General features: G+C 66.0%; 25 protein-coding genes. 19 read left to right on the plus strand and 6 right to left on the minus strand.

What is annotated here, in order from left to right; all coding sequences use genetic code 11:
• Nucleotides 1–22 precede the first annotated feature (22 nt).
• Nucleotides 23–430 carry a hypothetical protein gene (locus tag QTH97_RS06000; protein ID WP_286567185.1) on the plus strand — a complete coding sequence of 136 codons (408 nt, stop codon included), beginning with the start codon at nt 23–25 and terminating at the stop codon, nt 428–430.
• Here the strand turns inward: QTH97_RS06000 and QTH97_RS06005 are convergent.
• Nucleotides 424–3,228, minus strand: coding sequence for an ATP-binding protein (locus QTH97_RS06005; RefSeq protein WP_286567186.1), 2,805 nt, complete (start codon nt 3,226–3,228; stop codon nt 424–426). The genes QTH97_RS06000 and QTH97_RS06005 overlap by 7 nt on opposite strands.
• Before the next feature lie 98 nt (nt 3,229–3,326).
• Here QTH97_RS06005 and QTH97_RS06010 point away from each other — a divergent pair, with 98 nt between their 5' ends.
• Nucleotides 3,327–3,881 (plus strand): DedA family protein, encoded by a 555-nt coding sequence (locus QTH97_RS06010; RefSeq protein ID WP_286567187.1) that lies wholly within the window; start codon nt 3,327–3,329, stop codon nt 3,879–3,881.
• A 22-nt stretch (nt 3,882–3,903) separates the two neighbouring features.
• Here QTH97_RS06010 and QTH97_RS06015 read toward each other — a convergent pair whose 3' ends face one another.
• Nucleotides 3,904–5,247 carry an MFS transporter gene (locus QTH97_RS06015; protein ID WP_286567188.1) on the minus strand — a complete coding sequence of 448 codons (1,344 nt, stop codon included), beginning with the start codon at nt 5,245–5,247 and terminating at the stop codon, nt 3,904–3,906.
• 146 nt (nt 5,248–5,393) lie between these two features.
• Here QTH97_RS06015 and cyoA point away from each other — a divergent pair, with 146 nt between their 5' ends.
• Genes cyoA through QTH97_RS06050 form a run of 7 tightly spaced genes read left to right on the plus strand, consistent with a single transcriptional unit; the run spans nt 5,394 to nt 12,173 of the window.
• Nucleotides 5,394–6,458 (plus strand): ubiquinol oxidase subunit II, encoded by a 1,065-nt coding sequence (cyoA, locus tag QTH97_RS06020; RefSeq protein WP_286567189.1) that lies wholly within the window; start codon nt 5,394–5,396, stop codon nt 6,456–6,458.
• Nucleotides 6,459–6,460: 2 nt separating this feature from the next.
• On the plus strand, nt 6,461–8,464 hold the full coding sequence (gene cyoB / locus QTH97_RS06025) for a cytochrome o ubiquinol oxidase subunit I (RefSeq protein ID WP_286567190.1): 2,004 nt from the start codon (nt 6,461–6,463) through the stop codon (nt 8,462–8,464).
• Nucleotides 8,457–9,098, plus strand: a complete 642-nt coding sequence (gene cyoC / locus QTH97_RS06030; protein ID WP_286567191.1) for a cytochrome o ubiquinol oxidase subunit III — start codon at nt 8,457–8,459, stop codon at nt 9,096–9,098. The genes cyoB and cyoC overlap by 8 nt, the downstream gene beginning before the upstream one ends.
• Nucleotides 9,095–9,505 carry a cytochrome o ubiquinol oxidase subunit IV gene (cyoD, locus tag QTH97_RS06035; protein ID WP_286567192.1) on the plus strand — a complete coding sequence of 137 codons (411 nt, stop codon included), beginning with the start codon at nt 9,095–9,097 and terminating at the stop codon, nt 9,503–9,505. Before cyoC ends, cyoD begins: the two co-directional genes overlap by 4 nt.
• Nucleotides 9,502–10,287: an SURF1 family protein gene (locus QTH97_RS06040; protein ID WP_286567193.1), complete on the plus strand. Its 786-nt coding sequence runs from the start codon at nt 9,502–9,504 to the stop codon at nt 10,285–10,287. Before cyoD ends, QTH97_RS06040 begins: the two co-directional genes overlap by 4 nt.
• Nucleotides 10,280–11,647, plus strand: coding sequence for an ATP-binding protein (locus QTH97_RS06045; protein ID WP_286567194.1), 1,368 nt, complete (start codon nt 10,280–10,282; stop codon nt 11,645–11,647). The genes QTH97_RS06040 and QTH97_RS06045 overlap by 8 nt, the downstream gene beginning before the upstream one ends.
• The gene (locus QTH97_RS06050) at nt 11,637–12,173 is read left to right on the plus strand and encodes a response regulator transcription factor (RefSeq protein WP_286567195.1); all 537 of its coding nucleotides are present in this window, start codon (nt 11,637–11,639) and stop codon (nt 12,171–12,173) included. Before QTH97_RS06045 ends, QTH97_RS06050 begins: the two co-directional genes overlap by 11 nt.
• 16 nt (nt 12,174–12,189) lie before the next feature.
• On the opposite strand, the gene QTH97_RS06055 is transcribed toward QTH97_RS06050, so the two are convergent.
• A complete protein-coding gene (locus QTH97_RS06055) occupies nt 12,190–12,756 on the minus strand; it encodes a GAF domain-containing protein (RefSeq protein WP_286567196.1) in 567 nt (188 codons plus the stop codon).
• A 131-nt stretch (nt 12,757–12,887) separates the two neighbouring features.
• On the opposite strand from QTH97_RS06055, the gene QTH97_RS06060 reads away from it, so the two are divergent.
• Together QTH97_RS06060 and QTH97_RS06065 are read left to right on the plus strand one after the other, a co-directional pair.
• Entirely contained in the window at nt 12,888–13,490 is a 603-nt protein-coding gene (locus QTH97_RS06060; RefSeq protein WP_286567197.1) for a hypothetical protein, read from the plus strand.
• 180 nt (nt 13,491–13,670) lie between these two features.
• Nucleotides 13,671–14,072 (plus strand): methylglyoxal synthase, encoded by a 402-nt coding sequence (locus tag QTH97_RS06065; protein WP_286567198.1) that lies wholly within the window; start codon nt 13,671–13,673, stop codon nt 14,070–14,072.
• Nucleotides 14,073–14,079: 7 nt separating this feature from the next.
• Here QTH97_RS06065 and QTH97_RS06070 read toward each other — a convergent pair whose 3' ends face one another.
• Entirely contained in the window at nt 14,080–14,805 is a 726-nt protein-coding gene (locus QTH97_RS06070) for a LuxR C-terminal-related transcriptional regulator (protein ID WP_286567199.1), read from the minus strand.
• A 271-nt stretch (nt 14,806–15,076) separates the two neighbouring features.
• On the opposite strand from QTH97_RS06070, the gene QTH97_RS06075 reads away from it, so the two are divergent.
• The gene (locus QTH97_RS06075; RefSeq protein ID WP_286567200.1) at nt 15,077–15,601 is read left to right on the plus strand and encodes a DUF2306 domain-containing protein; all 525 of its coding nucleotides are present in this window, start codon (nt 15,077–15,079) and stop codon (nt 15,599–15,601) included.
• Nucleotides 15,602–15,609: 8 nt separating this feature from the next.
• Here the strand turns inward: QTH97_RS06075 and QTH97_RS06080 are convergent, their stop codons facing one another.
• Nucleotides 15,610–15,810: a hypothetical protein gene (locus QTH97_RS06080; RefSeq protein ID WP_286567201.1), complete on the minus strand. Its 201-nt coding sequence runs from the start codon at nt 15,808–15,810 to the stop codon at nt 15,610–15,612.
• A gap of 150 nt (nt 15,811–15,960) precedes the next feature.
• On the opposite strand from QTH97_RS06080, the gene QTH97_RS06085 reads away from it, so the two are divergent.
• From QTH97_RS06085 to QTH97_RS06095, 3 genes are all read left to right on the plus strand, one after another.
• Nucleotides 15,961–16,305, plus strand: a complete 345-nt coding sequence (locus tag QTH97_RS06085; RefSeq protein ID WP_286567202.1) for a thrombospondin type 3 repeat-containing protein — start codon at nt 15,961–15,963, stop codon at nt 16,303–16,305.
• A gap of 105 nt (nt 16,306–16,410) precedes the next feature.
• Nucleotides 16,411–17,208 carry an SDR family NAD(P)-dependent oxidoreductase gene (locus tag QTH97_RS06090; protein ID WP_286567203.1) on the plus strand — a complete coding sequence of 266 codons (798 nt, stop codon included), beginning with the start codon at nt 16,411–16,413 and terminating at the stop codon, nt 17,206–17,208.
• Between the two features lie 90 nt (nt 17,209–17,298).
• Complete coding sequence (locus QTH97_RS06095) at nt 17,299–17,523, plus strand: hypothetical protein (protein WP_286567204.1); 225 nt, start codon at nt 17,299–17,301, stop codon at nt 17,521–17,523.
• Here the strand turns inward: QTH97_RS06095 and QTH97_RS06100 are convergent.
• Nucleotides 17,520–18,743 (minus strand): NAD(P)/FAD-dependent oxidoreductase, encoded by a 1,224-nt coding sequence (locus tag QTH97_RS06100; RefSeq protein WP_286567205.1) that lies wholly within the window; start codon nt 18,741–18,743, stop codon nt 17,520–17,522. The two genes, QTH97_RS06095 and QTH97_RS06100, sit on opposite strands and share 4 nt — an antisense overlap.
• Nucleotides 18,744–18,852: 109 nt before the next feature.
• On the opposite strand from QTH97_RS06100, the gene QTH97_RS06105 reads away from it, so the two are divergent.
• From QTH97_RS06105 to QTH97_RS06120, 4 genes are all read left to right on the plus strand, one after another.
• The gene (locus QTH97_RS06105) at nt 18,853–19,992 is read left to right on the plus strand and encodes an FAD-dependent monooxygenase (RefSeq protein WP_286567206.1); all 1,140 of its coding nucleotides are present in this window, start codon (nt 18,853–18,855) and stop codon (nt 19,990–19,992) included.
• Between the two features lie 17 nt (nt 19,993–20,009).
• Nucleotides 20,010–21,638 carry a (2,3-dihydroxybenzoyl)adenylate synthase gene (locus tag QTH97_RS06110; protein ID WP_286567207.1) on the plus strand — a complete coding sequence of 543 codons (1,629 nt, stop codon included), beginning with the start codon at nt 20,010–20,012 and terminating at the stop codon, nt 21,636–21,638.
• Between the two features lie 9 nt (nt 21,639–21,647).
• On the plus strand, nt 21,648–22,340 hold the full coding sequence (locus tag QTH97_RS06115; RefSeq protein WP_286567208.1) for a glutathione S-transferase family protein: 693 nt from the start codon (nt 21,648–21,650) through the stop codon (nt 22,338–22,340).
• Between the two features lie 62 nt (nt 22,341–22,402).
• Complete coding sequence (locus tag QTH97_RS06120) at nt 22,403–23,278, plus strand: hypothetical protein (RefSeq protein ID WP_286567209.1); 876 nt, start codon at nt 22,403–22,405, stop codon at nt 23,276–23,278.

Here is a 23,278-nt window from a genome sequence, read left to right on the forward strand (position 1 = left end):
CAAAGTTTCCCGGAGATTTCACATGAAGAAGATTCTTGCTTTGACAGTCGCGATGGCCATGGGGCAGATGCTTGCCCTGAGCGCGCATGCGCAAGCCATCGGCACCGACGACAAGGCCGCCGCCCGTGCAGAGCGCAAGAAGGAAGGTTCCGAAGCCGCACGAGGTCCGCAGATGGGCGAAGGTCAACCGATCCCGGAGGCCAAACCCAAGACTTCGGCCCAACAACGCTCCGCCGCACGCAGTTCGCGCAGGGCCGTCGGCGCGGAAGCAGCCAAGGGTCCGCAGTTGGGCGAAGGCGACCCCATACCGCACGCCGAGCCGAAGGTCTCGGGCGCCGACCGCTCATCGGCCCGCAAGGCGCGCAGGACCGCGGCCGCGCAGGCCAACAAGTCCGGCCAGATCAAGTCCAAGGGAGAGACGAGCTACTGAACCGAGCGCAACGGCGCCCACTGCGCCAGCAATGCGTCGGCGGCCCGCAGGTCCGCCGTGGCGAAGCCTTCGGTGAAGCGCGCCCTCACCGATCCCAGCAAATCGCGCGCGGGGGCCACTCTTCCGTGCTCTTGCCACAGGCGGCCCAGACTGGTCGCAGTGCGCAGTTCCCACGACAAGGCGCCCTGGCGGCGCGCCAGTTCCAGCGACCGTTGAAAGAGCGGCTCGACTTCGCTCGCGCCGGCACCGCGCGCCTTCAGGTTTTCACCATGGGCCCGAAGGATCTCGGGCGCACACCAGCCAACCTTGCCTTTTTCGACACGCTCGACGCTCGCAGCCCCGACCTGCGACGCCACGAGCGTGCCGAACATGTCCACTTGCTTCGGGTCGGGCGGCGAAACGAGCGGCACCTGATGCGACAGCACGCGTTCATAGTTGCGCGCCCATGATTGCCAGTAGTCGAGCGCGTACTTGGTGGACTCCTCGCGCAAGGTCTGCGTCAGGCACCGGGCCGCGTCGACATCTCCCGTCCACAAGGCGACCGGGCACGCCGCCCAGGCCAGCGCGTGGCAGATGCCGAAGGCCACGTCCGACAGGGCGAACTCGAAGGCCTCGCGTGCCGTGCGGACGGCCTGCTCCGGATGGCCCTCAATCCACTGGATGCGCGCCAGGATGATGCGCATCGATACACGGCGATCGACCGACGGCAGCTTGCTCTTCACGAACTGAAGCTGCTCCAGGGAACGGTCCAGCACGCGTCCGGCGAAATCGCGTGCGACCTGGTGATGGCCCAGGCAGTGCTGCGACTGCGCCGTCATCCTGTCGGTGATGAGCATGGCCACCGCGTCGGCATCGGTCTTCGCGGCGGCAGCCATGGCTTCGGCGAGGCGAAGGGACTCGTCGTACTCCCCGGACGCGAAAGCGCCGACCCACAAGCCGAAGAGCGACTCGATCCTGTGCTGCGTCCGACCCGTCTGCTCCGCCAGTTCGAACGCCCGGCGGAAGGCGCACCTCGCCACCTCATGCGCGCCGCGCGTCTGTCCCGCGAAAGCGCCGAGAGCGACTTGGAGGCGGAGTTCCACCAGGGGTTGCGGCGTTTCGAGGGACGCAATGTCGACCAGAGCACGCTCCACGCGAACACGGTACTCGTCGAGCAGCGACAGTTGATACGCGAGCGAAGTCGACGCTTCCGTCAATCGCACGCCGAGCGCGGGATCACCGGCAAGTGAAAACGCCCAGTCCAGCGCGGCGCGCACCTCGTCGATCAAGCGGCCATAGGTTGCCAGCCATTGCGAGCGCACCGTCGCCGGCGCATCGACGTCCGTCGCGCCGAGCAGTTCGCAGAGGTGCTCGGCATGCCTGCGGCAGATCTTCGGACCCTCGTCGCTGCGGACCAGTTTCTCCAGCGCATAGGTCCGCGTGGTGTCGAGCAGCCGATAGCGCGTGACCTCGTCGTTCACGTCGACAGTCACGAGCGACTTGGCCGCCAGCGCCGTGAGATCGCCCAGCACGTCGACGGTGCCGAAGGTGCTGTCCACGGCTACCGCCTCGGCCGATTCGAGCGTGAAGCTGCCCTTGAACACCGCCAGGCGCCGCAGCGTGACGCGTTCGCTGTCGGACAGCAGTTCGTAGCTCCAGTCCAGCAGGGCGCGCAGGGTCTGGTGCCGCGCGAGCACGGTGCGGCGCCCGCTGTTCAGCAGGCGGAAACGGTCGTCCAGCCGCGCAACCAGTTCCCGGATGCCGAAGAATCCCACGCGCGCCGCGGCGAGTTCGATCGCCAGCGGAAGCCCGTCGAGCCGGCGGCACAGTTCCGCCGCCAGTGGTGCATCGGCATCGGTGAGCTCGAAGCTGTCCTGCGTGGCCACCGCGCGTTCCACGAAGAGTTGGACGGCCGGATAGCCCAGCGCCGCGGTCGCGGTCAGATGGATGGAGTCCGGTGGCGCCGCGAGCGACGCGAGCCGGACGACCCGTTCTCCCTCGCCACGCAGCGGTTCGCGGCTGGTGGCCAGCAGGTGAATGCCCGGCGCCGCCTTGAGCACGCGCACCGCGAGCGCGGCGGCCGCCTCGATCACATGCTCGCAGTTGTCGAGCACGATCAGCAGCCGCTTGTCCTGCAGATGGCTGACGAGGCCCGACACCGGATCGTCGATGGCGACCGAGACGTCGAGCGCTGCGGCGAGCGCCGTCGGCACGAGTTGCGGATCGGCCACCAGCGCGAGATCGACGAAACGCACGCCGTCCGCGTAGCTCGCCAGCGTGTCCTCGGCCACCGCGAGCGCGAGCGTCGTCTTTCCCATACCCCCCGGGCCCACGACGCTCACGAAGCGGTGGCGGGGCAACGCGGCCGCCAGCGATTCGACGACTTGCGAGCGCCCGATCATCCGGGTGAGGCGCACGGGCAGGTTGTGATTCGGCCGCTCCGGCGCGGTGAGGGATCCGCCGGCTGCGACTCGCGCCGAAGGCCGGAAAACCGGTGCGACGAAGCAATAGCCCCGCCCCGGCACATTGGCGATGTAGCGCAGCCCTTCCTGTCCATCGCCGAGCGTCCGCCTCAGCGCCGCGATGTGCACGCGCAAGCTGTTTTCCTCAACGATCGTGTCCGGCCAGGCATGGGCGATCAGATCATCCTTGCTGACGATGTCGCCGGCCCGTTCGGCCAGGACCGTGAGGATGTCGAAGGCACGGCTGCCCAGGCGCAGGGGCTTGTCCTCTTCGAGCAGCAGCTTCTGCGAGCGCAGCAGCCGGAAGGGGCCGAAATGCAGGGCGCTTTCGATGGCTGGTATGAGCACTTCAGTCATGGAGTGGGTCCGGCAGGATCCGCGGCGTGCGGCGGTTCGCAGCCTAACGCGCCCAAGGCTGCGCTTTCCTTACGCCGCTTGCCTGCATGATGGCGCCCATGCATCTCTCCGAACTGCTCCAGCAATACGGGTATGTCGCCGTCTTCGTCGCGGGCCTTTTCGAGGGCGAGACCATCCTCATGCTCGGCGCCTTTGCGGTGCACCAGGGGTATCTGTCGCTGGTGCCCTTGATCGCCTGCGGCGCCGCGGCCGCCTTCGTCACCGACCAGTTCTATTTCCACCTCGGACGCCGCAAAGGCGCGGACCTTCTGGCGAGCCGGCCCAAGCTTCGAGCCCACATCGAACGTGTCGACGGATTCGTGTCGCGTCATCCGGTCGCGACGATCTTCCTCATGCGATTTGCGTGGGGATTGCGCATTGCGCTGCCTGCGACGCTGGGCATGGGCCGGATGTCAGCCGCACTGTATGCGGCGCTCGGCGCGGTGGCGGCGGTCTTCTGGGCCACGGTCGTGAGCCTGTTCGGCGTGAAGCTCACAAGCTGGCTTCACGCATCCTTCGGCCATCTGCGCCCGTATGAACACGATCTGATCGTTGCCGCGCTGGGCGTCACGCTGGCGGTAGCGCTGTTCAGGCAGTGGCGGTCCCGGCGTTGAGCCCGGCCGGGACCTCGCCTGCTCAGTCGCGGATTTCGAGCGCGCGATTGACCCGAAGTGCAACGAGCGTGCAGACCGCGCCCGACAGCAGGTAGACGCTCACGTAGCCCAGTCCGAAGTTCGCGGACAGGCCGAGCGCCACCAGCGGTGCAAAGGCCGCACCGATCAGCCAGGCCAGATCGGAGGTCAACGCGGCACCGGTGTAGCGGTATTTCGACTCGAAGTTGGCCGTCACTGCACCGGCAGCCTGACCGTAGGACAACCCCAGCAGCACGAAGCCCACGAGGATGAAGACGTCCTGGCCGAGGCGACCGCCGTCGAGCAGCGTCGGCGCGAATCCGCTGAACACCGCGATGAGCGCGGCCAGGCTGCCCAGCGTCTGGCGACGGCCGACGCGGTCGGCAATCACCCCCGAAGCGACGATACCGATGGCGCCGAGCACGGCACCGATCATCTGGATCACCAGGAACTCGGTGATGGACTGGTTCGAATAAAGCGTGATCCACGACAGCGGGAACACGGTGATCAAGTGGAACAGCGCATAGCTCGCCAACGCTGCAAAGGCGCCGATGACGATGTTGTACCCCTGCGATCGCGACAGTTCGACCACGTTGGTCGGCTGCAATTCACGGGCTTCGAGCAGGCGGTCGTACTCATTGGTGGACACCAAACGAAGCCGGGCGAAGAGCGCGACCACATTGATCGCAAATGCGACGTAAAAGGTGTAACGCCATCCCCAATCCAGAAAATCCTCCGTCGAGAGGCTGGAGTACAGGTAAGCGAACAGGGCGCTGGCCAGGAAAAAGCCGACCGGCGCACCCAGTTGGCCCAGCATCGCGTACCAGCCGCGACGGTTGGGAGGGGCGTTGAGCGCGAGCAGCGAAGGCAAGCCGTCCCACGAGCCGCCGAGTGCGAGGCCCTGGCCCACGCGCAGGATCGACAGCAGCACGATGGACGCAAACCCCATGCTTGCGTAGCCCGGCAGGAAGGCTATCCCGGCTGTGGATATACCCAGCAGGAACAGCGCGATCGTCAGCTTGGCCTCTCGCCCGAACCGGCGCTGGACAGCCATCGAGATCACGGTGCCGAAGGGCCGCGCGATGAAGGCGAAGGAGAAGATCGTGAAGGCGAAGAGCGTGCCTTCGAGGCGGTTCTCGAAGGGGAAGAACACCGCTGGGAAGACCAGGACCGACGCGATCCCGTAGACGAAGAAGTCGAAGTATTCGGAAGCGCGGCCGATGACCACGCCCACGGCGATCTCCGAAGGAGTGACGTGCGAATGATCCGCGTCGCCCTCGGGGCCTTCGTGGAGCGTTTCGTGCAGCGGGGATTCGGTGCTGGAGGGACTGATGCCGGACATCATCATTTCTACTGTGGTTCGTGTGTCATCTGTACATGACGAGCGTCTCACTGAATGAAGATTGCCGCCATAGGACAAAACGTCCAATATCCGGCACGGGCCAAAACAAGTAGATTGTGGTCTCTTTGCGCTCCCTACGCTCATTCTTCGGCATGCCTCCCCTCAAGAACCTTCGCGGACTGCTCCTGCTCCCGCTCGCCCTGTTGGCGGGCTGCAACACGGTGGTGCTGAACGCGTCCGGCGACGTCGCCCGCCAGCAGGGCAACCTGATCGTCGTCTCCACCGTGCTGATGCTGCTGATCATCGTGCCAGTCATCGCACTGATCGTCTTCTTCTCATGGAAGTATCGGCAATCCAACAAGGAGGCCAGGTACTCGCCGGACTGGGACCACTCCACCGAGCTTGAACTGGCCATCTGGGCGGCACCGCTGCTGATCATCATTGCCCTCGGCGCGATCACCTGGATCAGCACGCATACGCTCGACCCCTACCGGCCCTTGCGCCGCATCGACGTCCAGCGCCCCGTGCCGGAGGGAACCAAGCCCCTGACCGTCGAAGTGGTCGCGCTCGACTGGAAGTGGCTGTTCATCTACCCCGAGCAAGGCATCGCCACGGTCAACGAACTGGCCGCGCCGGTGGACCGGCCGATCACGTTCAAGATCACGGCGTCCTCGGTCATGAATTCCTTCTTCATCCCGGCGCTGGCAGGCCAGATCTATGCCATGCCCGCCATGGAGACGAAGCTCAACGCCGTCATCAACGAGCCGGGCGAGTTCGAGGGCTTTTCCGCCAACTACAGCGGCGCAGGCTTTTCCGGAATGCGCTTCAAGTTCCACGGCCTGAGCAATACCGACTTCGACCAGTGGGTGCAAAAAGCCAAGACGGGCGGCGGCGAGCTGACCCGCGAGCGCTACATGGAACTCGAGCGCCCCAGCGAACGCGATCCGGTGCGCCGCTTCGCCGCGGTCGCTCCCGACCTCTACGACGCGATCCTCAACCGCTGCGTCGACCGCAACAAGATGTGCGTGAAGCAGATGATGGCCATCGACGCGAGTGGTGGTCTGGCCGGCCCTGTGGGCGCGTACAACATCACCACGAAGCCCTGGCAGGCTGACCAGAAGAATTCTCCGATCCGAACCTATGTCACGGCAATGTGCACGGTCGACGATCCCGCCGGCATGTCCATTCCGCGTACCAACCTTCGCATCCAAGAGTAAAGATGCCTGACCATCCTGACCTGACGAGGCTCATCTTCGGCCGCCTCTCCTGGGACGCGATCCCATTTCACGAGCCGATCCTTCTCGCGACCTTCATCGCCGTCGTCCTTGGCGGCGTGGCGCTCCTTGGCGCCATCACCTATTTCAAGGTGTGGGGCACCCTGTGGCGCGACTGGATCACCAGCATCGACCACAAGAAGATCGGCATCATGTACATCATCCTCGGGCTGGTGATGCTGCTGCGCGGCTTTGCCGACGCGATCATGATGCGTGCCCAGCAGGCTGTCGCCTTCGGCGGTGAGGCAGGCTTCCTGCCGCCGCACCACTACGACCAGATCTTCACCGCGCACGGCGTGATCATGATCTTCTTCGTGGCGATGCCGCTGGTCACCGGCCTGATGAACTACGTCGTGCCGCTGCAGATCGGCGCCCGCGACGTGGCCTTCCCCTTCCTGAACAACTTCAGCTTCTGGATGACCACGTTCGGCGCTGGGCTGGTGATGGCGTCGCTCTTCGTCGGCGAGTTCGCCCGCACTGGATGGCTCGCCTATCCGCCGCTGTCCGGCATCGAGTTCAGTCCGGACGTGGGGGTCGACTACTACATATGGTCCCTGCAGATTGCGGGGGTGGGCACGCTGCTCTCCGGCGTCAACCTCATCGCGACCATCGTGAAGATGCGCGCTCCGGGCATGACGCTGATGAAGATGCCGGTGTTCACCTGGACCGCGTTGGCCACCAACATCCTGATCGTGGCCGCCTTCCCGGTGCTGACCGCCGTGCTCGCGTTGCTGTCGCTGGACCGCTACGTCGGCACCAACTTCTTCACCAACGACCTTGGCGGCAACGCCATGATGTACGTCAACCTGATCTGGATCTGGGGCCACCCCGAGGTGTACATCCTGATCCTGCCGGCGTTCGGCATCTTCTCGGAAGTGGTGGCGACCTTCTGTGGCAAGCGGCTCTTCGGCTACGCATCGATGGTCTACGCCACGCTGGTGATCACGATCCTGTCTTACCTCGTCTGGCTGCACCACTTCTTCACGATGGGTTCCGGTGCCAGCGTGAACTCGTTCTTCGGCATCACGACGATGATCATCTCGATCCCGACGGGCGCGAAGATCTTCAACTGGCTGTTCACCATGTACAAGGGCCGCATCCGCTTCGAGTTGCCCATGATGTGGACGATCGCCTTCATGATCACCTTCGTGATCGGCGGCATGACCGGCGTGCTGCTGGCGGTGCCGCCGGCTGACTTCGTGCTCCACAACAGCCTGTTCCTGATCGCGCACTTCCACAACGTGATCATCGGCGGCGTGCTGTTCGGCATGCTGGCGGGCATCACCTACTGGTTCCCGAAGGCATTCGGCTACAAGCTCGATCCCTTCTGGGGCAAGTGCTCGTTCTGGTTCTGGGTCATCGGCTTCTACTTCGCGTTCATGCCGCTCTACGTGCTGGGCCTGATGGGCGTCACGCGCCGCGTGAGCCACTTCGAAGACCCTTCATTGCAGATCTGGTTCCAGATCGCCGCCTTCGGCGCCGTGCTGATTGCGCTGGGCATCGCCTCGCTCATCATCCAGTTCGTGGTGAGCTACATCCGCCGCGACCAGTTGCGCGACAACACCGGCGACCCGTGGGATGGCCGGACGCTCGAGTGGTCGACCTCCTCGCCGCCGCCCGCGTACAACTTCGCCTTCACGCCGCGCGTGCATGACAACGATGCCTGGGCCGACATGAAGAAGCACCACTATCAGCGTCCCGAAGAAGGCTTCATCCCGATCCACATGCCGAAGAACACCGGCGCCGGCTTCATCATTGCCGCGCTGGCCGCGGTCTGCGGCTTCGCGCTGATCTGGCAAATGTGGCTGCTTGCCGGCATTGGCTTCTTTGCCATGCTGGCCGCCATCATTACCCACACCTTCAACTACAAGCGCGACTACCACGTTCCGGTGGACGAGGTCGTCCGCACTGAAGGCGCTCGCACTCGCCTTTTGGCCGCCCATGTCTGACGTCACCGTACTTTCCACGCCCGGCGCAATCAGCGCCAGTCCGAGCGCCCGCTACTACGTGAGCGGCGAGCACCATCCCGAGAACGGCACGCTGCTGGGGTTCTGGCTCTACCTGATGAGCGACTGCCTCGTCTTCGCCTGCTTGTTCGCCATCTATGGCGTGCTGGGGCGCAGCTTCGCGGCAGGACCTTCAGGGGCCGACCTGTTCGACTTGCGGCTGATTGCGCTCAATACCTCCCTGCTGCTGCTGTCGTCGATCACCTACGGCTTCGCGATGCTGGAGATGCAGCGCAACAAGGTGCGCGGCACCCTGATCTGGCTGGTCGTTACCGGCCTTCTGGGCGCCGGCTTCATCGGCATCGAACTCTACGAGTTCGCGCACCTGATCCACGAAGGCGCCGGTCCGCAACGCAGCGCGTTCCTGTCCTCGTTCTTCGCACTGGTGGCGACGCACGGCCTGCACGTGACCTTCGGCATCATCTGGCTCATCGTGCTGATGGCCCAGGTGATGAAGCACGGTTTCATCGCGGCGAACCGCCGGCGCCTGATGTGCCTCTCGATGTTCTGGCACTTCCTGGACGTGGTCTGGATCGGTGTCTTCACCTTCGTCTACCTGATGGGAGTGCTGCCATGAGCGCGCATACCGATATCCATGCCGATGGCGCCGATCACGGTGCGCACGACGACCACCACGGCCATGACGACGGCGCGCCCCACGCCACCTTGAAGGGCTACATGACGGGCTTCGTGCTGTCGGTGATCCTGACGGCCATCCCGTTCTGGCTGGTGATGGGCAATGTCTTCGAGAAGCCGAGCACCACGGCGATGGTCATCCTCGGCTTCGCGGTCGTCCAGATCCTCGTGCACATGATCTACTTCCTGCACATGAACGCCAAGTCCGAGCACGGCTGGACGATGCTGGCACTGATCTTCACGATCGTCGTCGTCGTCATCACGCTGAGCGGCTCGTTGTGGGTGATGTATCACATGAACCACAACATGATGCCGGGCATGATGCACGACATGCACAAGGTGCCTTGACCCAGCCTCGCTCCAGCGCCTTCCTCACCGCGCTGGCGCTCTGCGCCCTCCTCGCCTTCGCGGGGTTCGTCGCGCTGGGCTTCTGGCAAGTGGAGCGTCGGGCCTGGAAGCTCGACCTCATCGCCCGGATCGACGAGCGCGTGCACGCACCGGCCGTCGCGCCTCCTGCAGCGGATCAATGGGCCAAGGTGAACGCGGCCGACGACGCATACCGACGCGTGCGCGCCGCCGGCACTTTTCTCCACGATCTCGAAACACTCGTCCAGGCCACCACCGAACTCGGCGGCGGCTACTGGGTCCTGACGCCGCTGCGCATGGCCGATGGCAGCACCCTGCTGGTCAACCGTGGCTTCGTGCCGCCCGAGGCACGGGATCGCGCGGCACGCCGTGCGATGGACGCCGAAGGCGAGTCGAGCGTCACGGGTCTGCTGCGAATCACCGAGCCGGGCGGCAGCTTCCTGCGGCGCAATGACCCGGCCGCCGACCGCTGGTACTCGCGCGATGTCCAGGCGATTGCAACGGCTCGCGGACTGAGCCGCGTCGCACCCTATTTCGTGGATGCCGAAGCCGCGCCGTCACACGCCGGCGCCAGCGCAGCGAACGCCCCACGCACATGGCCGGTCGGCGGCCTCACGGTCATCCGCTTTCCCAACAACCATCTGGCCTATGCATTTACCTGGTTCGCGCTGGCCTTGATGGTTGCCGCGGCCGCCTGGTACGTGGGGCGCGACGAGCGACGCGTGCGGCAAATGCGCATGGGCGAAGATACCGGGCATGACTGAAGTCACTGTGATCGCTCCCGGCTCGCCGTCCGATCGGGCTGAAGCCGTGGGCCACGGCGACGCGACCGGCCTCAAGAACATGCAGCAGCTGATCCAGCTGCGCTGGATTGCGGTGGTCGGGCAGATCGCCACCATCCTCGTCGTCCATTTCGGCTTCGGCATCCGGCTGCCGCTCGACCAGATGCTGGCGGTGCTGGCATGCCTCGCCGCCTTCAACGCGGCGAGCCAGTTTCGCTGGCGCATCCATCGCGATGTTTCCAACGCCGAGTTGTTCGTTGCGCTACTGGTCGACGTAGGGATGCTCACCGCGCAGCTCTACCTGAGCGGCGGCGCAGCCAACCCCTTCGTCTTTCTCTACCTGCTGCAGGTCATCCTGGCGGCGGTGCTGCTGGAGTCCTGGTCGACCTGGACGATGGTGGGCGTCACCACCGCCTGCTTCGCGGGCCTGGCCCTGTTCTCGGGGCCGCTGGCGATCCCGCTCAACCATGACCGCGGCCTGCTCAGCCCCTACATCCTCGGCGTACTGGTCTGCTTTGCACTCATTGCGGCACTGCTGGTGGTCTTCATCACCCGGATCAGCCGCAACCTGCGGGGTCGAGATGCCCGCCTGGCCGCGCTTCGCCAGCGCGCCGCGGAGGAGGAACACATCGTGCGCATGGGCCTGCTGGCCTCGGGTGCTGCGCACGAACTGGGCACGCCGCTCGCCACGCTGGCGGTGATCCTCGGCGACTGGCAGCATCTGCCTCACTTCACTTCCGACCCCGAGTTGCTGGACGAGGTCAGCGAGATGCAGGCGCAGGTGCAACGCTGCAAGAGCATTCTCAGCGGCATCCTGCTGTCCGCCGGCGAGGCACGCGGCGAGAACTCGGTGGAAACGACCGTCAGCACCTTCCTTGACGACCTGGTCGACGAGTGGCGCGAGACACGCCCCGTGACTTCCTTCAGCTACGAAAACCGGTTCGGCCACGACTTGCCCATGGTTTCCGATTCGGCGCTGAAGCAGATGATCTGCAACGTGCTCGACAATGCCCTCGAAGCCTCGCCGCGCTGGGTGGCTCTGGAAGCGGCGCACGACGGCGACGACCTGACCCTGACGGTCACCGACCGCGGCCCCGGGTTCGCGCCCGGGATGCTCGCGCAGTTCGGCAAGCCCTACCAGTCGACCAAAGGCCGGCCCGGCGCGGGACTGGGATTGTTCCTTGTCGTCAATGTGGCGCGCACGCTCGGCGGCAGGGTCGAGGCGCGCAACCGGTCGGAAGGCGGTGCGGTCGTGACGCTGACGCTGCCGCTGCCAGCCATCACCCTCGAAGAGGACGAGGACGAGGACGACGAATTGAAAGACGAAGGACATGGAAGCTGAACGCCTGCTGCTGATCGTCGAGGACGACGCGGCTTTCGCGCGCACGCTCGGCCGCTCGTTCGAGCGGCGCGGCTACACGGTGATGCTGGCCGCGAACCTGGACGAAGTGTCGGTGCTGCTGGAAGCGCATTCGCCGGGCTACGCGGTGGTCGACCTCAAGCTCAATGGCGACGCTTCAGGGCTGGCCTGCGTCCAGACGCTGAACCAGCATGACCCGGCGATGCTGATCGTGGTGCTGACCGGCTTCGCGAGCATCGCCACCGCAGTCGAGGCCATCAAGCTCGGCGCCTGCCACTACCTCGCCAAGCCATCGAACACCGACGACATCGAGGCGGCGTTCGGCCGCGCCGAAGGCAATGCAGAGGTCGAGTTGACGAATCGCTCGACGTCGATCAAGACACTCGAGTGGGAGCGCATTCACGAAACGCTCGCGGAAACCGGCTTCAACATCTCGGAGACGGCGCGGCGACTGGGGATGCATCGCCGCACGCTGGCGCGCAAGCTGGTGAAGCAGCGCGTCAAGTAGGGCCGAAAAGGCGGCGTCAGGCCGTCGTCCGCGTGACGTCGCGTCCGTCGGCCTGCGCCAGCAACCGTGCCGTGGCCTGGGCCGCCATCTCCAGGCGCTTCACATCGCGCTCGTCGAGGTCGGCGCGCGGCTCGAAGCTGAAGCCGCACAGCACGCCGTAAAGACTTCCGTCCGAGAACCTCACCGGCACGCCGATGTGGGCTCCCAGCGCCTCGTAGTAGTCGGGAAGACCATTCGCGATCCGTACGCTCTTGACGTCGGGCACCAGGCACGGCATTCGTCCATCGACGATTCGCTGGCAGATGCTCTCGGCGAGCGGATGCAAATCCCCGGGCCGGATGATGGCCTCGAGAGCCTTCGCGGAGATCTGCCGGAACACGCGGTTCTGGTCCACGAACTCGCCCACGAACACCACCTCGAGATTGAGCTGCTCGCGCACCACACGCAGAAGGCTCCCGATGCAACGCTCGGTGAAACTGCCGTCCGTGCCGATGCCGGTCTCCGCCGTGATCGTGGCGATCCGGGATGCCCACTCTTCCAGGCCGTCGTGCTCACTCTGGCCCTGCGCTGCTTTGCTTGTCAAAACGGTTGATCCTTTTGGGGGCCATCGTACGACAGAGTGTTTGCGCCATTGCGAGTCCGGCATGCCCACACCACAATTTCCGGGCGCCGCCATGGCAAGTCCGCCGGGGCGCGCACTCACCGGACGTGGCCATGCATCATTCATTCGGTGCGCTTTGCAGTGCGTTGATCGGGCTGGGAATGGCCGGCGGGGCCACAGCCACATGGGCGGAGACACCGCGACCAGGCTTCGCCAGCGTCGCGATCATCGGCACCTACCGTGCGGCCGGGCCAGCGAAGAGCCAGTACACATTGCTGTCGATATTCCGCCAGGAATCGGCCGAGGGCCCACCCGCAGGAATCGCCACCTTCGGCTGGCTGGATTCCGGCGAGGTGCTGCTGGTCCAGTACACGGAGTACGTGCCCTCGATCACGCAAGCCATGTCGCGCCGCAGCGTGACCACCCCCAAGCCGCAACCCCTGGACATCAAGGCCGCGCCGCGCTACGTGATGGTCTGCGCGTGGCCGCTGGACAGCAAGAAGGTGCCCGGCAAGCCGATCGCCGTCTACGGCGAGCGGGACGACGCCAATGCCCAGATCGACACCTCGCCGGATTCCACCCTCACGACACTGACGTGGGCTCCGGTCCCGGCCTCGCTCGCGGCCCGGAATTTTGCAGCCAGGGATTTCTGTGGCGAGATCGCGCGCAACAGGAAATCTCCGGTACCCGCGTGGCTGATCGATGCCAGGGAATAGCGGTTCTCCCCCCGGCAATGCGCCGACTTGTGCCTCGCTTCTGTGGATAACGTTGTGTGTAGCGCGTGGAGGCGCACGCGCGAGGGCTGAAGCCATGCGGGTTTCCGCTGCATTGCCCGCGAAACGGGCACCCGGCGGATTCCGGCCTGTTACGCTGGATCGCCCACTCGGAGGAACACCATGGCCGACTCTCCCGCTCCCCCGCTGCGCCGCGTCGCGCTCATCGCCCATGATGGCAAGAAGACCGCGATGCTGGCCCTCGCACGCGAATTCGAGCCCCTGCTTCGTCGGTGCGAACTGTGCGCCACGGGGACTACGGGCTCGCGGCTGGCGTCCGAGGTGGGCCTCACGGTCGAACGCCTGTTGAGCGGACCGCAAGGCGGCGACCTCCAGATCGGCGCGCGGCTCGCGACAGGCGGCGTCGACATCGTCATCTTCCTGCGGGACCCGATGACAGCGCAGCCGCACGAACCGGATATCAACGCCCTCGTGCGCGCGTGCGACGTCCATGACGTGCCTTGCGCCACGAACGTCGCGATCGCGAGGCTGGTGCTTCGGCAGCTCGAAGCCGAGATGCGCTGACCCCCCGCTAGGCGTACCGCACCCGACCCGGTTCCGGTTCCTGTTCCTGGAACAGCGGCGTGACCGTCGCGCGGCTTGCCGGCGCGCGAACCGGCGCCGGCGGCTGGCGCATCCCCTGGCTGACCAGCCCCCGCTGCGCCGCCACCACGACGGCATGCGTGCGAGTCGTCGCATCGAGCTTCTCGAGGATGCCCTTGACGTGCACCTTGACGGTGCCGACCGCAATGCCGAGTTCCTTGGCGATCGCCTTGTTGCAGGAGCCCGTGGTCAGCAGATTCAGCACCTCGGTCTCCCGCGTGGTAAGCCGTTCGTGGGTAAGGCTGTCCGCGATGCGCCGCGAGACGGAATGGGCCAGATAGCGCTGCCCCTGGCTCAGGGCCGTCACGCCATCGAGGAGTTCATCGATCTGGCAGCCCTGCAGGAGGTAACCGTGGATGCCGGCGTTGATGGCCAAACGGATTTCCCACTCGCGATCGATCGGGGTGATGACCATGACCTTGGGACCTCGGTTGCGCCGGGCGCTCCTGGGTGGCTTCGTGTCGGCCAGGAATTCCAGGCCGCTGCGATAGTCGGCGACAACGATGTCGGGCAGCACGGCCCCCTCGGTCGAGGGGATGGCACCTTTCACGGTCACGGCCAACCCGGGCCGACCGCCCAGGATCGCGCCCAGGCCGGCGGCCATCACCGGATCATCATGAATCACGAAAACCTGGATGGGGTCGATCGTCGGCATGGTGTTTCCTCTCATTGGCCTGCGGCGGGGTGGCAATGATGGGCGTGCAGGCCATCCGGATCAAATTAAGCGATGTGAATCCTTGTGATCCGCGGACAACCCTTTGGAGGTAGCCATCCACTCCTCCTCAGGCAGTGTCGAAAGCCCCGCCGCCCTTGAACACTCCGGGCACACGCGCAATGATCCGCGGCGGCGGAGGCCGACCCACGAGCCGCCTGCCCCTGGCCTTCAAATTGCATTCCCACCTGGCCTTCCACCAAGGAGCTGACTCATGTTCTACGGCTTGACACCTCTTGGCATCGTCCACACCGTCATCAGCCTGGTGGCGGTGGTGGCCGGGCTCGTCGCACTCGTTCGCTACAAGGAGATTGCCCTCGCCACGCGCGCCGGACGGGTCTATGTGATCGCCACCGTGCTCACCTGCCTGACGGGCTTCGGCATCTTCCAGCACGGGGGCTTCGGCGCGCCGCACGCGCTGGGCATCGTGACTCTCGTGGTGCTGGGCACGGCGACGGTGGCGGAGCGATCGCAGGCCTTCGGCAAACTGTCAGCCTATGTGGCAGTGGTCTGCTACTCGCTGACCTTCTTCTTCCACATGATCCCCGGGGTGACCGAGACGGCCACCCGTCTGCCACTGGGAGCGCCGCTGGTGGCGGATCGCGATGCGTCGCCAGGGTTGCAGGGAACGATCGGCGCGCTGTTCATCGTGTTCCTGATCGGCGCGGCGCTGCAGGTGCTGCGCTTGCGCGCCTCGCGCCAGCGCGACGCGCTGGACGGTCTTCGGACGATGGGCTGATCGCCGGCTCAGCGCCCGGTCAAGTATTTGAGGGCCGCGACCAGCGCAACGCCAATCAGGAAAAGAACCGCGAGCCGGCCCCAGCGCACGCCAGGCTGGCCCGCCAGGTCGGCGAGATCCGTCCGATGCAGCCCCGAAAACGAAGTGGTGTCAGGCTTGTCTCGCGCCCAGTCATGGAAGTTATCTCTGTCGGTATTCATGTAGTACATTTTAACTACAGTTACACCGATTTTCACCAAACTCGTCGCCACAGACAACCACACAAGCGACGCAACACTACACAAGATTTCGCTTCCCCATTACCTGAGGTTCACATGGCGCAAGCAGCATGGAGGCTCCTTACAAACAGGAGACCCGCCATGAAAAAGATCGCCTTTGCCCTTGGAACCGTCGCACTTCTTTCGCTCGCAACGCTCAGCGCGCCGGCACTGGCACAGCCCTATTCGAACCGGGTGATCGTCGTCCCGGCCCCGCCTCCGCCGCCGGCACGCGGCTATGTCGTGACGCCAGGCTACGGCTATGTTCAACCGGGCTACGCGCATCGTCGGCAGGGCTATTACCAAGGCCGCGACGGCCGATGGGACCGCCGCGGCTACGGTGATCGCGACCGCGATGGCGTCCCCAATCGCTACGACCGCGACCGCGATGGCGACGGGGTGCCCAACCGCTACGACTACCGTCCGGACAATCCTTACCGCTACTGAACTCAGGCGTCGGACGTGACGGCGACAGCGTCCACAGCGCATGTGGACGCTGTCCAGTCTCTCTGCTATGGTTTGTGGATGCTGTACACAAACCAGGAGAGGCCGATGCTCCTCGAGGACAAGTGCGCCGTGATCTACGGCGGCGGCGGTGCGATCGGCGGCGCGGTGGCCCGCGCCTTCGCCCGGGAAGGCGCCAAGGTATTTCTCGCCGGTCGCACGCCATCCAGGCTGGACGCGGTCGCCTCCGACATTGCTGCAGCCGGAGGGCTGGCCGACGTCACGGCGCTCGACGGCCTCGACGCTCCCGGCGTGCAACGCCATGCCGATCGCGTGGCGCGGCAGGCGGGCGGCATCGACATCGCACTGAACGCCATCGGCGTCGCCCACGTCCAGGGCACGCCCTTTGCAGACCTGTCGCTTGAAGATTACGAACTCCCCATCGCGACCTACACGCGCACCAACTTCATTACCGCCAAGGCCGTCGCACGGCACATGGCGAAGAAGGGATCGGGCGTGATCCTCACGCTGTCGACGCCCGGCGCACGCCTCCCCGGCCCCGGCTATCTGGGCAATTGCGTCGCGAGCGCGGCGATCGAAGCCATGTCGCGCCACTTGGCCGGCGAACTCGGTGCGCAGGGCATCCGCGTGGTCTGCATCCGGCCACACGCCATCCCTGAAGCCGCAGCGGCGGGTTCGCACACGCGAACGGTCTTCCAGCCCATGGCAGACCGCGCCGGCGTGACCATCGAACAGATGCTGGCGGGCGCCGCCGGCGACACGCTGCTGAAGCGGCTCCCGACGCTCGACGAAGTCGCCAACACGGCCGTCTTCCTGGCTTCCGGCTACGCGGGCGCCATCACGGGCACGGTCGCCAACCTGAGCTGCGGCTTTCTGGTGGACTGATGGCGCCTCACTGGCTCGCCCTCATGAATCCGGCGGAAACGTAGGCGTTGGCCTACAGAAATTCCGGGCCTGGGCGCCCACCATCAAGACATGAAAAATCCGATCAAACTCGTCATCGACGAGCCGGCGCCCGGCTCTTTCATCTGGACGCTGCTCGAAACCGACGCCGGCGGCGTACCTCGAAAGGTCGTGAGAGCGGCCGAGTATGGAGCAGACACCTACGAGGCCGCGCTGGCGGCCGGCACACGGATGATGGACGCCGAAATCCGCAAGAACATCGGCGCCCCGTCCGAGCGGGACAGCGTGTCAGGCTAGGCCAGGTGCGTCTTCAGCGGCACGGCCGGATCGGCCGCGACCGCGGGGTCCGGGCTGCGACCCGCTTCCAGCAACTTGCGGCTCATCATGTGGTCGACCGGCGCGTTCACGGATTCGACACAGCGAAGCTGTCCGTCGACGTAGTGCAGCAGCGAGAACGATGCGGCATTGGCGCCGGGGCGGCGGACCGTGACCGCGCCCGCCGTGCCTTCGGCCGGCACCAGCCCGGCCATCTGGAGCCGTAGCCCGCCCTGATCCGACCAGAACCACGGCACCGCGTCATGCGGCCGCGGCGCACCGGTGAGCGTTGCCACTGCGGTGCGCGCCTGGTCGTTCGCGTTCTGCACCGATTCGAGCCGCAGCGGCTGGCCCGCGCGCCGATCCGGAAAGCGCGTGCAGTCGCCGACCGCCAGCACGGCCTCGTCGCTGGTCTGCATGTAGGCGTCGACCACGATGCCATCCACGCACTCCAGTCCGGCCGCTTGTGCCAGCGCCGTTTCGGGCACCGCGCCAATGCCGAGCAGCAGCAGGTCGATGGGTAGCGATTGGCCGTCCACCTCGATTGCCGCGAGCCGCGTGCCGTCGATCTGCATGGCCCCGGTCTGCACGCCGACGCGCACATCCATTCCCGCTGCCTGGTGCGTCGCGAGCACGTGGGCAGACAACTCGGGCGATACGGCGCGGCTCAGCAGGCGAGGCGCGCTTTCCAGCACGAGAACCTGCTTGCCGAGCGCCAGCGCCGTCGCTGCCACTTCGAGCCCGATGAAACCGCCGCCCAGCACCGTGACGTGCTGCGCCGCCATGAGCTGTGCACGCAGCCGCGTCGCTTCGTCGACAGCGCGCACCAGGGCGACGTTGTCCAGCCCCGCCAGCGCGGCCAGCTGGCGTGCCCGCGTGCCGGTCGCGAGCACCAGCCGCTCCCAGCCGAGCACCTTGCCCGAGCGCAGCGTGACGGTGCGGGCCGCCCGATCGATGGACACAGCGGGGTCGCCCATGTGCATGGTGATGCCAGATTCGCCGTACCACGTCTCGGCCTTGTGCGACTGCGGCGTCTCGTCCGGGCTCTTCAGGAAAGTCTTGGAGAGCGGCGGCCGGTGATAGGGAATGGCGGTCTCTTCGCAGACCAGGTGCACGCGCGCGCCCTGCCCCGCTTCCACGAGGCCGGCGCACAGTTGCGCGGCCGCATGGCCGCCACCGATGATGACGATGTTCGAGTTCATGAAAGTATTCCGTGAGTCGGTGATCCCCACAATGTCGGGATCGAGCCCGCCACTGTAGCCTCAGGGAACGCGGCGACGGCGCCCAGGGACAAACCAGAGAGACAAGCAGATGAAGATTCGCATCATTGGCGGCGGCCCCGCCGGCCTTTTCTACGCCTACCTGATGAAGCGCGACGACCCGTCGCACGACATCCGCGTCTACGAGCGTGACCCGGAAAGCGCGACCTACGGCTGGGGCGTGGTCTTCTCCGACGTCGCGCTCGCCTTCGTGCGCGACCTGGCGCCGGAGCTGTACGAGTCGATGACGCACAACCAGGAGGTGTTCGACGAGATGGCCGTCGTGCACCAGGGCGTGCACGTCACGCTCGCGCACAACACTTTTCACCGCATGGCCCGCATCGACCTGCTCAAGGCGCTGCATGCGCATTGCCGCAAGGTGGGCGTGGCCATCGAGTTCGAACAGCGCTTCGATGACGTCACGGCCTTCGCCGATGCGGACCTGGTCGTGGCCGCCGACGGCGCCAACAGCACGATCCGCACACGCTACAAGGAACACTTCGGGCCGACGCTCGACGAGCGGCCGAACCTGCTGGCCTGGTACGGCACCACGCAGCTCTTCGATCCGCTCTCGCTCATCTTCCGCCAGAACCCCGATGGACTGGCGATCGCCCATACCTACCGCTACAGCCGCACGCACAGCACGTTCCTGGTCGAGGTCGATCCCGAGACCTTTCGCCGATCGGGCCTGGACCGGATGAGCGAAGCACAGAGCCTCGAATGGTGCGAGAACGTGTTTTCCGACGACCTGCAGGGCCACAAGCTGCTGTCCAACAAGTCGAACTGGTTCCGCTACACCATCGTCAAGAACCGCAATTGGCACTACAGGAACATCGTGCTGATCGGCGATGCGTTGCGCACCGGACACCCCTCGGTCGGATCGGGCACACGGCTCGCGATGCAGGACTCGATCGCGCTCTTCGATGCCTACAAGGCCTGCGGCGCGGATGTGCCGAAGATGCTCGAAGAGTTCGTGCGCATCCGCCAGCCCGGCTCCGATTCGCTGCAGAAGGCCGCGATCAGGAGCACCGAGTGGTACGAGGACCTCGGGCCGAAGCTGCCGCTCGACCCGATCTCCTTCGCCTACGACTACGTGACGCGCAGCGGCCGCGTCGATCACGCAGATGTGCGCAAGCGCGACCCGGAGCTCGCGGCCGCCTACGAGAAGCTGCATCCCGAACTCGCGTTCTGACCCGGAAGGAATCCACCATGCTCGAAGGCTGTGTTCCCTGGCCCGCTGAAGCCGCCGAAAAATTCCGCCAGCTCGGCCTGTGGGAGGATCTCACGGTGGCCGAGATGGTCGAGCGCACGATGCGCGCCGCACCGGACAAGACCGCCGTGGTCTTCAACGACCGGCGCATCAGCTATGAAGAACTGGTGCGCAGTTCCAGGCAGCTCGCAGGGGCCCTGCTCGATCTGGGCCTGAAGCCGCGAGATCGGGTGGTGGTGCAGTTGCCCAACGCGCCGGAGTTCATCGTTGCATACCTCGCTCTCAACTGGATGGGCGCGATCCCGGTGATGGCGCTGCGCGCGCATCGGCATGCGGAGGTCCGCCATTTCATCCGCGCCTCCGGCGCCGCCGCCTACCTCGTGCCCGACGTCGTCGGCAGCTTCGACTACCGGCCGATGGCGGCGGAGATGGCCGCGGAGTTTCCCTTCCTGCGACACGTGATCGTCGCGGGCGAGCCGGCGCCCGGGCAGCGTGCGCTGGATCCGTTGATCGACGCCGGCGCGGTGTTGGATGACGCATCCAACGCGCGACTGCTTGCCGCGCGCCCCTCGCCCGACGAGGTCTCGACCATGCTGCTCTCCGGCGGCACGACTTCGGTGTCGAAGCTGATTCCGCGCACGCACAACGACTACGTGCTCAATGCCCGCCTCTGCGCGGAGGCGGCCGGCTTCGACCGCGGCACGGTCTTCATGGCGATCCTGCCCCTGGGCCACAACTACAACCTCGCATCGCCGGGCCTGCTGGGCACGTTCTACGCGGGCGGCACGGTGGTGATTGCGGCGGGCACCGACATCGAGGCGACTTTTGCATCTGTCGAGCGCGAGCGTGTGTCGGCCATCGCGAGCGTGGTCCCGCTCATATCCAACTGGCTCAACAGCGACGTCCCGAAGCGCTTCGATCTCTCGTCGCTCAAGGTCGTGCAGAACGGCGGTGCGCGCCTGGCGCCGGAGTTGCGCATGCGCATGCGCGATCAGTTCGGCTGCACGCCGCAGGAAATCTATGGCACGGCCGAAGGCCTGATCAACATGACTCGGCTCGACGACCCGGACGAGCTGCTGCTCGAAAGCTCCGGTGCGCCCGTGAGCGAATTCGACGAGATCAAGGTGCTGGACGACAACGACCGCGAAGTGCCCGATGGCGAGGCCGGCGAACTCGTGGTGCGCGGACCCTACACCATCCACGGCTACTTCAACGCGCCTGAAAAGAACGCCGAGGCCTTCACGGCAGATGGCTTCTACCGCATGGGCGACATCGTGCGCAAGCGCGGACGCTACGTGTTCACCGAAGGCCGCCGCAAGGACCTGATCAACCGCGGTGGCGAGAAGATCAGCTGCGACGAGATCGAGAACCTCATCTTCGGGCTGCCGCAGGTGAAGGTGGTGGCGCTGGTCGGGCTGCCCGATCCGGTCTTCGGCGAGAAGGCCTGCGCCTGCGTGATCCTGCAGCCGGGCACGACACTCGGCTTCGACGAACTGATCGCCTACCTGCGCCAGCAGAAGATCGCATCCTTCAAGCTGCCCGAGCGGCTGGAGATCATGGAGGAGTTTCCGGTGAGTCCCGTCGGCAAGATCCTCAAGCGCGAACTGCGCGAACGCTTGACCGCTTAGAGTGCACGAATGATCGTCCTCTACCACTGCGTCAGTGCTCGCTCGTTCCGTCCGCTCTGGACGCTGGAGGAACTTGGCGCACCGTACGAGCTGCGCATGCTGCACTTCCCGCCCCGCGCGTTGCAGCGCTCGTACCTCGAAATCAATCCGCTGGGGACGGTGCCCTACCTCATTGACGGCGACACGCGCATGACCGAGTCGTCCGCCGCGTGCCAGTACCTCGCGCAACGCTGCGATCCGGACAACGCGCGAGGGCTCGCCGTTCGCCCGGACGAACCCGGCTACGGCGCATGGCTGAACTGGCTGCATCACGGCGAAGCCACCCTGACCTTTCCACAGACCATCGTGCTGCGCTACGGCCACTTCGAGCCGGACGAGCGCAAGCTGCCGCAGGCCGCGGAGGACTACGCCAAGTGGTTCATCGCGCGCCTTCGCGGCATCGACGCCGTGCTGGCGAAGCACGAGTTCCTCTGCGCCGACCGCTTCACGGCCGCAGACATCTCGGTCGGCTATGCCCTGATGCTGGCCGGCGAGATCGGCCTCCTGCCACGCGTTCCTCCTGCGGTCGCGGCCTACTGGGAACGACTGCAACGGCGCGAGGGCTACCAGCGCGCGCTGGCCGCGCAGCACGATGCGGCGCTGGCGCAGGGCGTGTCGACCCTGACTTCGCCCATTCACCCGCCTTCCACGCCCAGCCCCTGAGGCGCTGGCCGCGAAGCACCCGCCATTGACTGAACCGCCCTCGCGCCTGCATAACCGCGGGAATGGATTTCCACCACCCGCTCTTCCAGAGCCTGGCACTGCCGCTGGTTCTTTCATTCGCGGCAACCGGCTTGCTGCGGGGCGGACTGGGGCCGGTCCACGGGCGGCGCTGGGCTTCGGCCGGCGCCGGGGTCGCCATCGTCGTGGCGTCGGTATGGGTCCTGGGTTGGGACATGTGGCCCCGCACGCTGACGGAGGAACTGCCCTGGATCTACATGGCCGCCGCCTTGCTGGGCCTTGGGCTGGAAGCCATGCGGGCCGCCACGCGCACCACCTGGCTCGCGACCTGCGTCCTCTGGACGCTCGTGCTCGCGGGATTGAGCGACCAGCCGCTCGCGCTGCAGGCCGTGACCTGGCTGGTCGGCGTTGCGGTGATCGCAGCAGTGCTGGGTCAACCCGCGGAGAGTGCCCACGCGGCAGCGAGCCTCGTGGTCGCCGGCCTCGGACTGGCGGCAGTCGCCCTGATCAACGGCTCAGCGCTTCTGTTCGAGCTGAGCCTGTCGATCGCCGCCGCCGTCGCGGGCTGTGCGCTATGGCTTTGGCCCAAGGCCCGCATCTCGTTCGGCGCCTGCGGAGCAGTGGTGTCGGTGATCGCCTGGCTGACCGTGGCGGAAGGCATTGCATTGCTGTCGCCGGTGCGGCCTGTGGTGCTCTTGGTATTGGCCTGTGCATTCATCGCCGGGCCGATCGTGCATCTGGCGGGCCGATGGCTCCGCCGCGCACCGCCGGCTGTATCGAGACGCACCTGGGCCGGTGCGCTGGTCGTGGCGGTGCTGGCCGCAATCTGGGTGACGGGCGCCGTGGCGCTCGCGCTGCACGACGATGCCAAGGCTCCGGCCGGCGGCCTCGACGACCCCTACTACACGCCTCGATGGTAG

This window comes from Variovorax gracilis (genome assembly GCF_030317115.1).
GTDB classification, from domain to species: Bacteria; Pseudomonadota; Gammaproteobacteria; order Burkholderiales; family Burkholderiaceae_C; genus Variovorax; species Variovorax gracilis.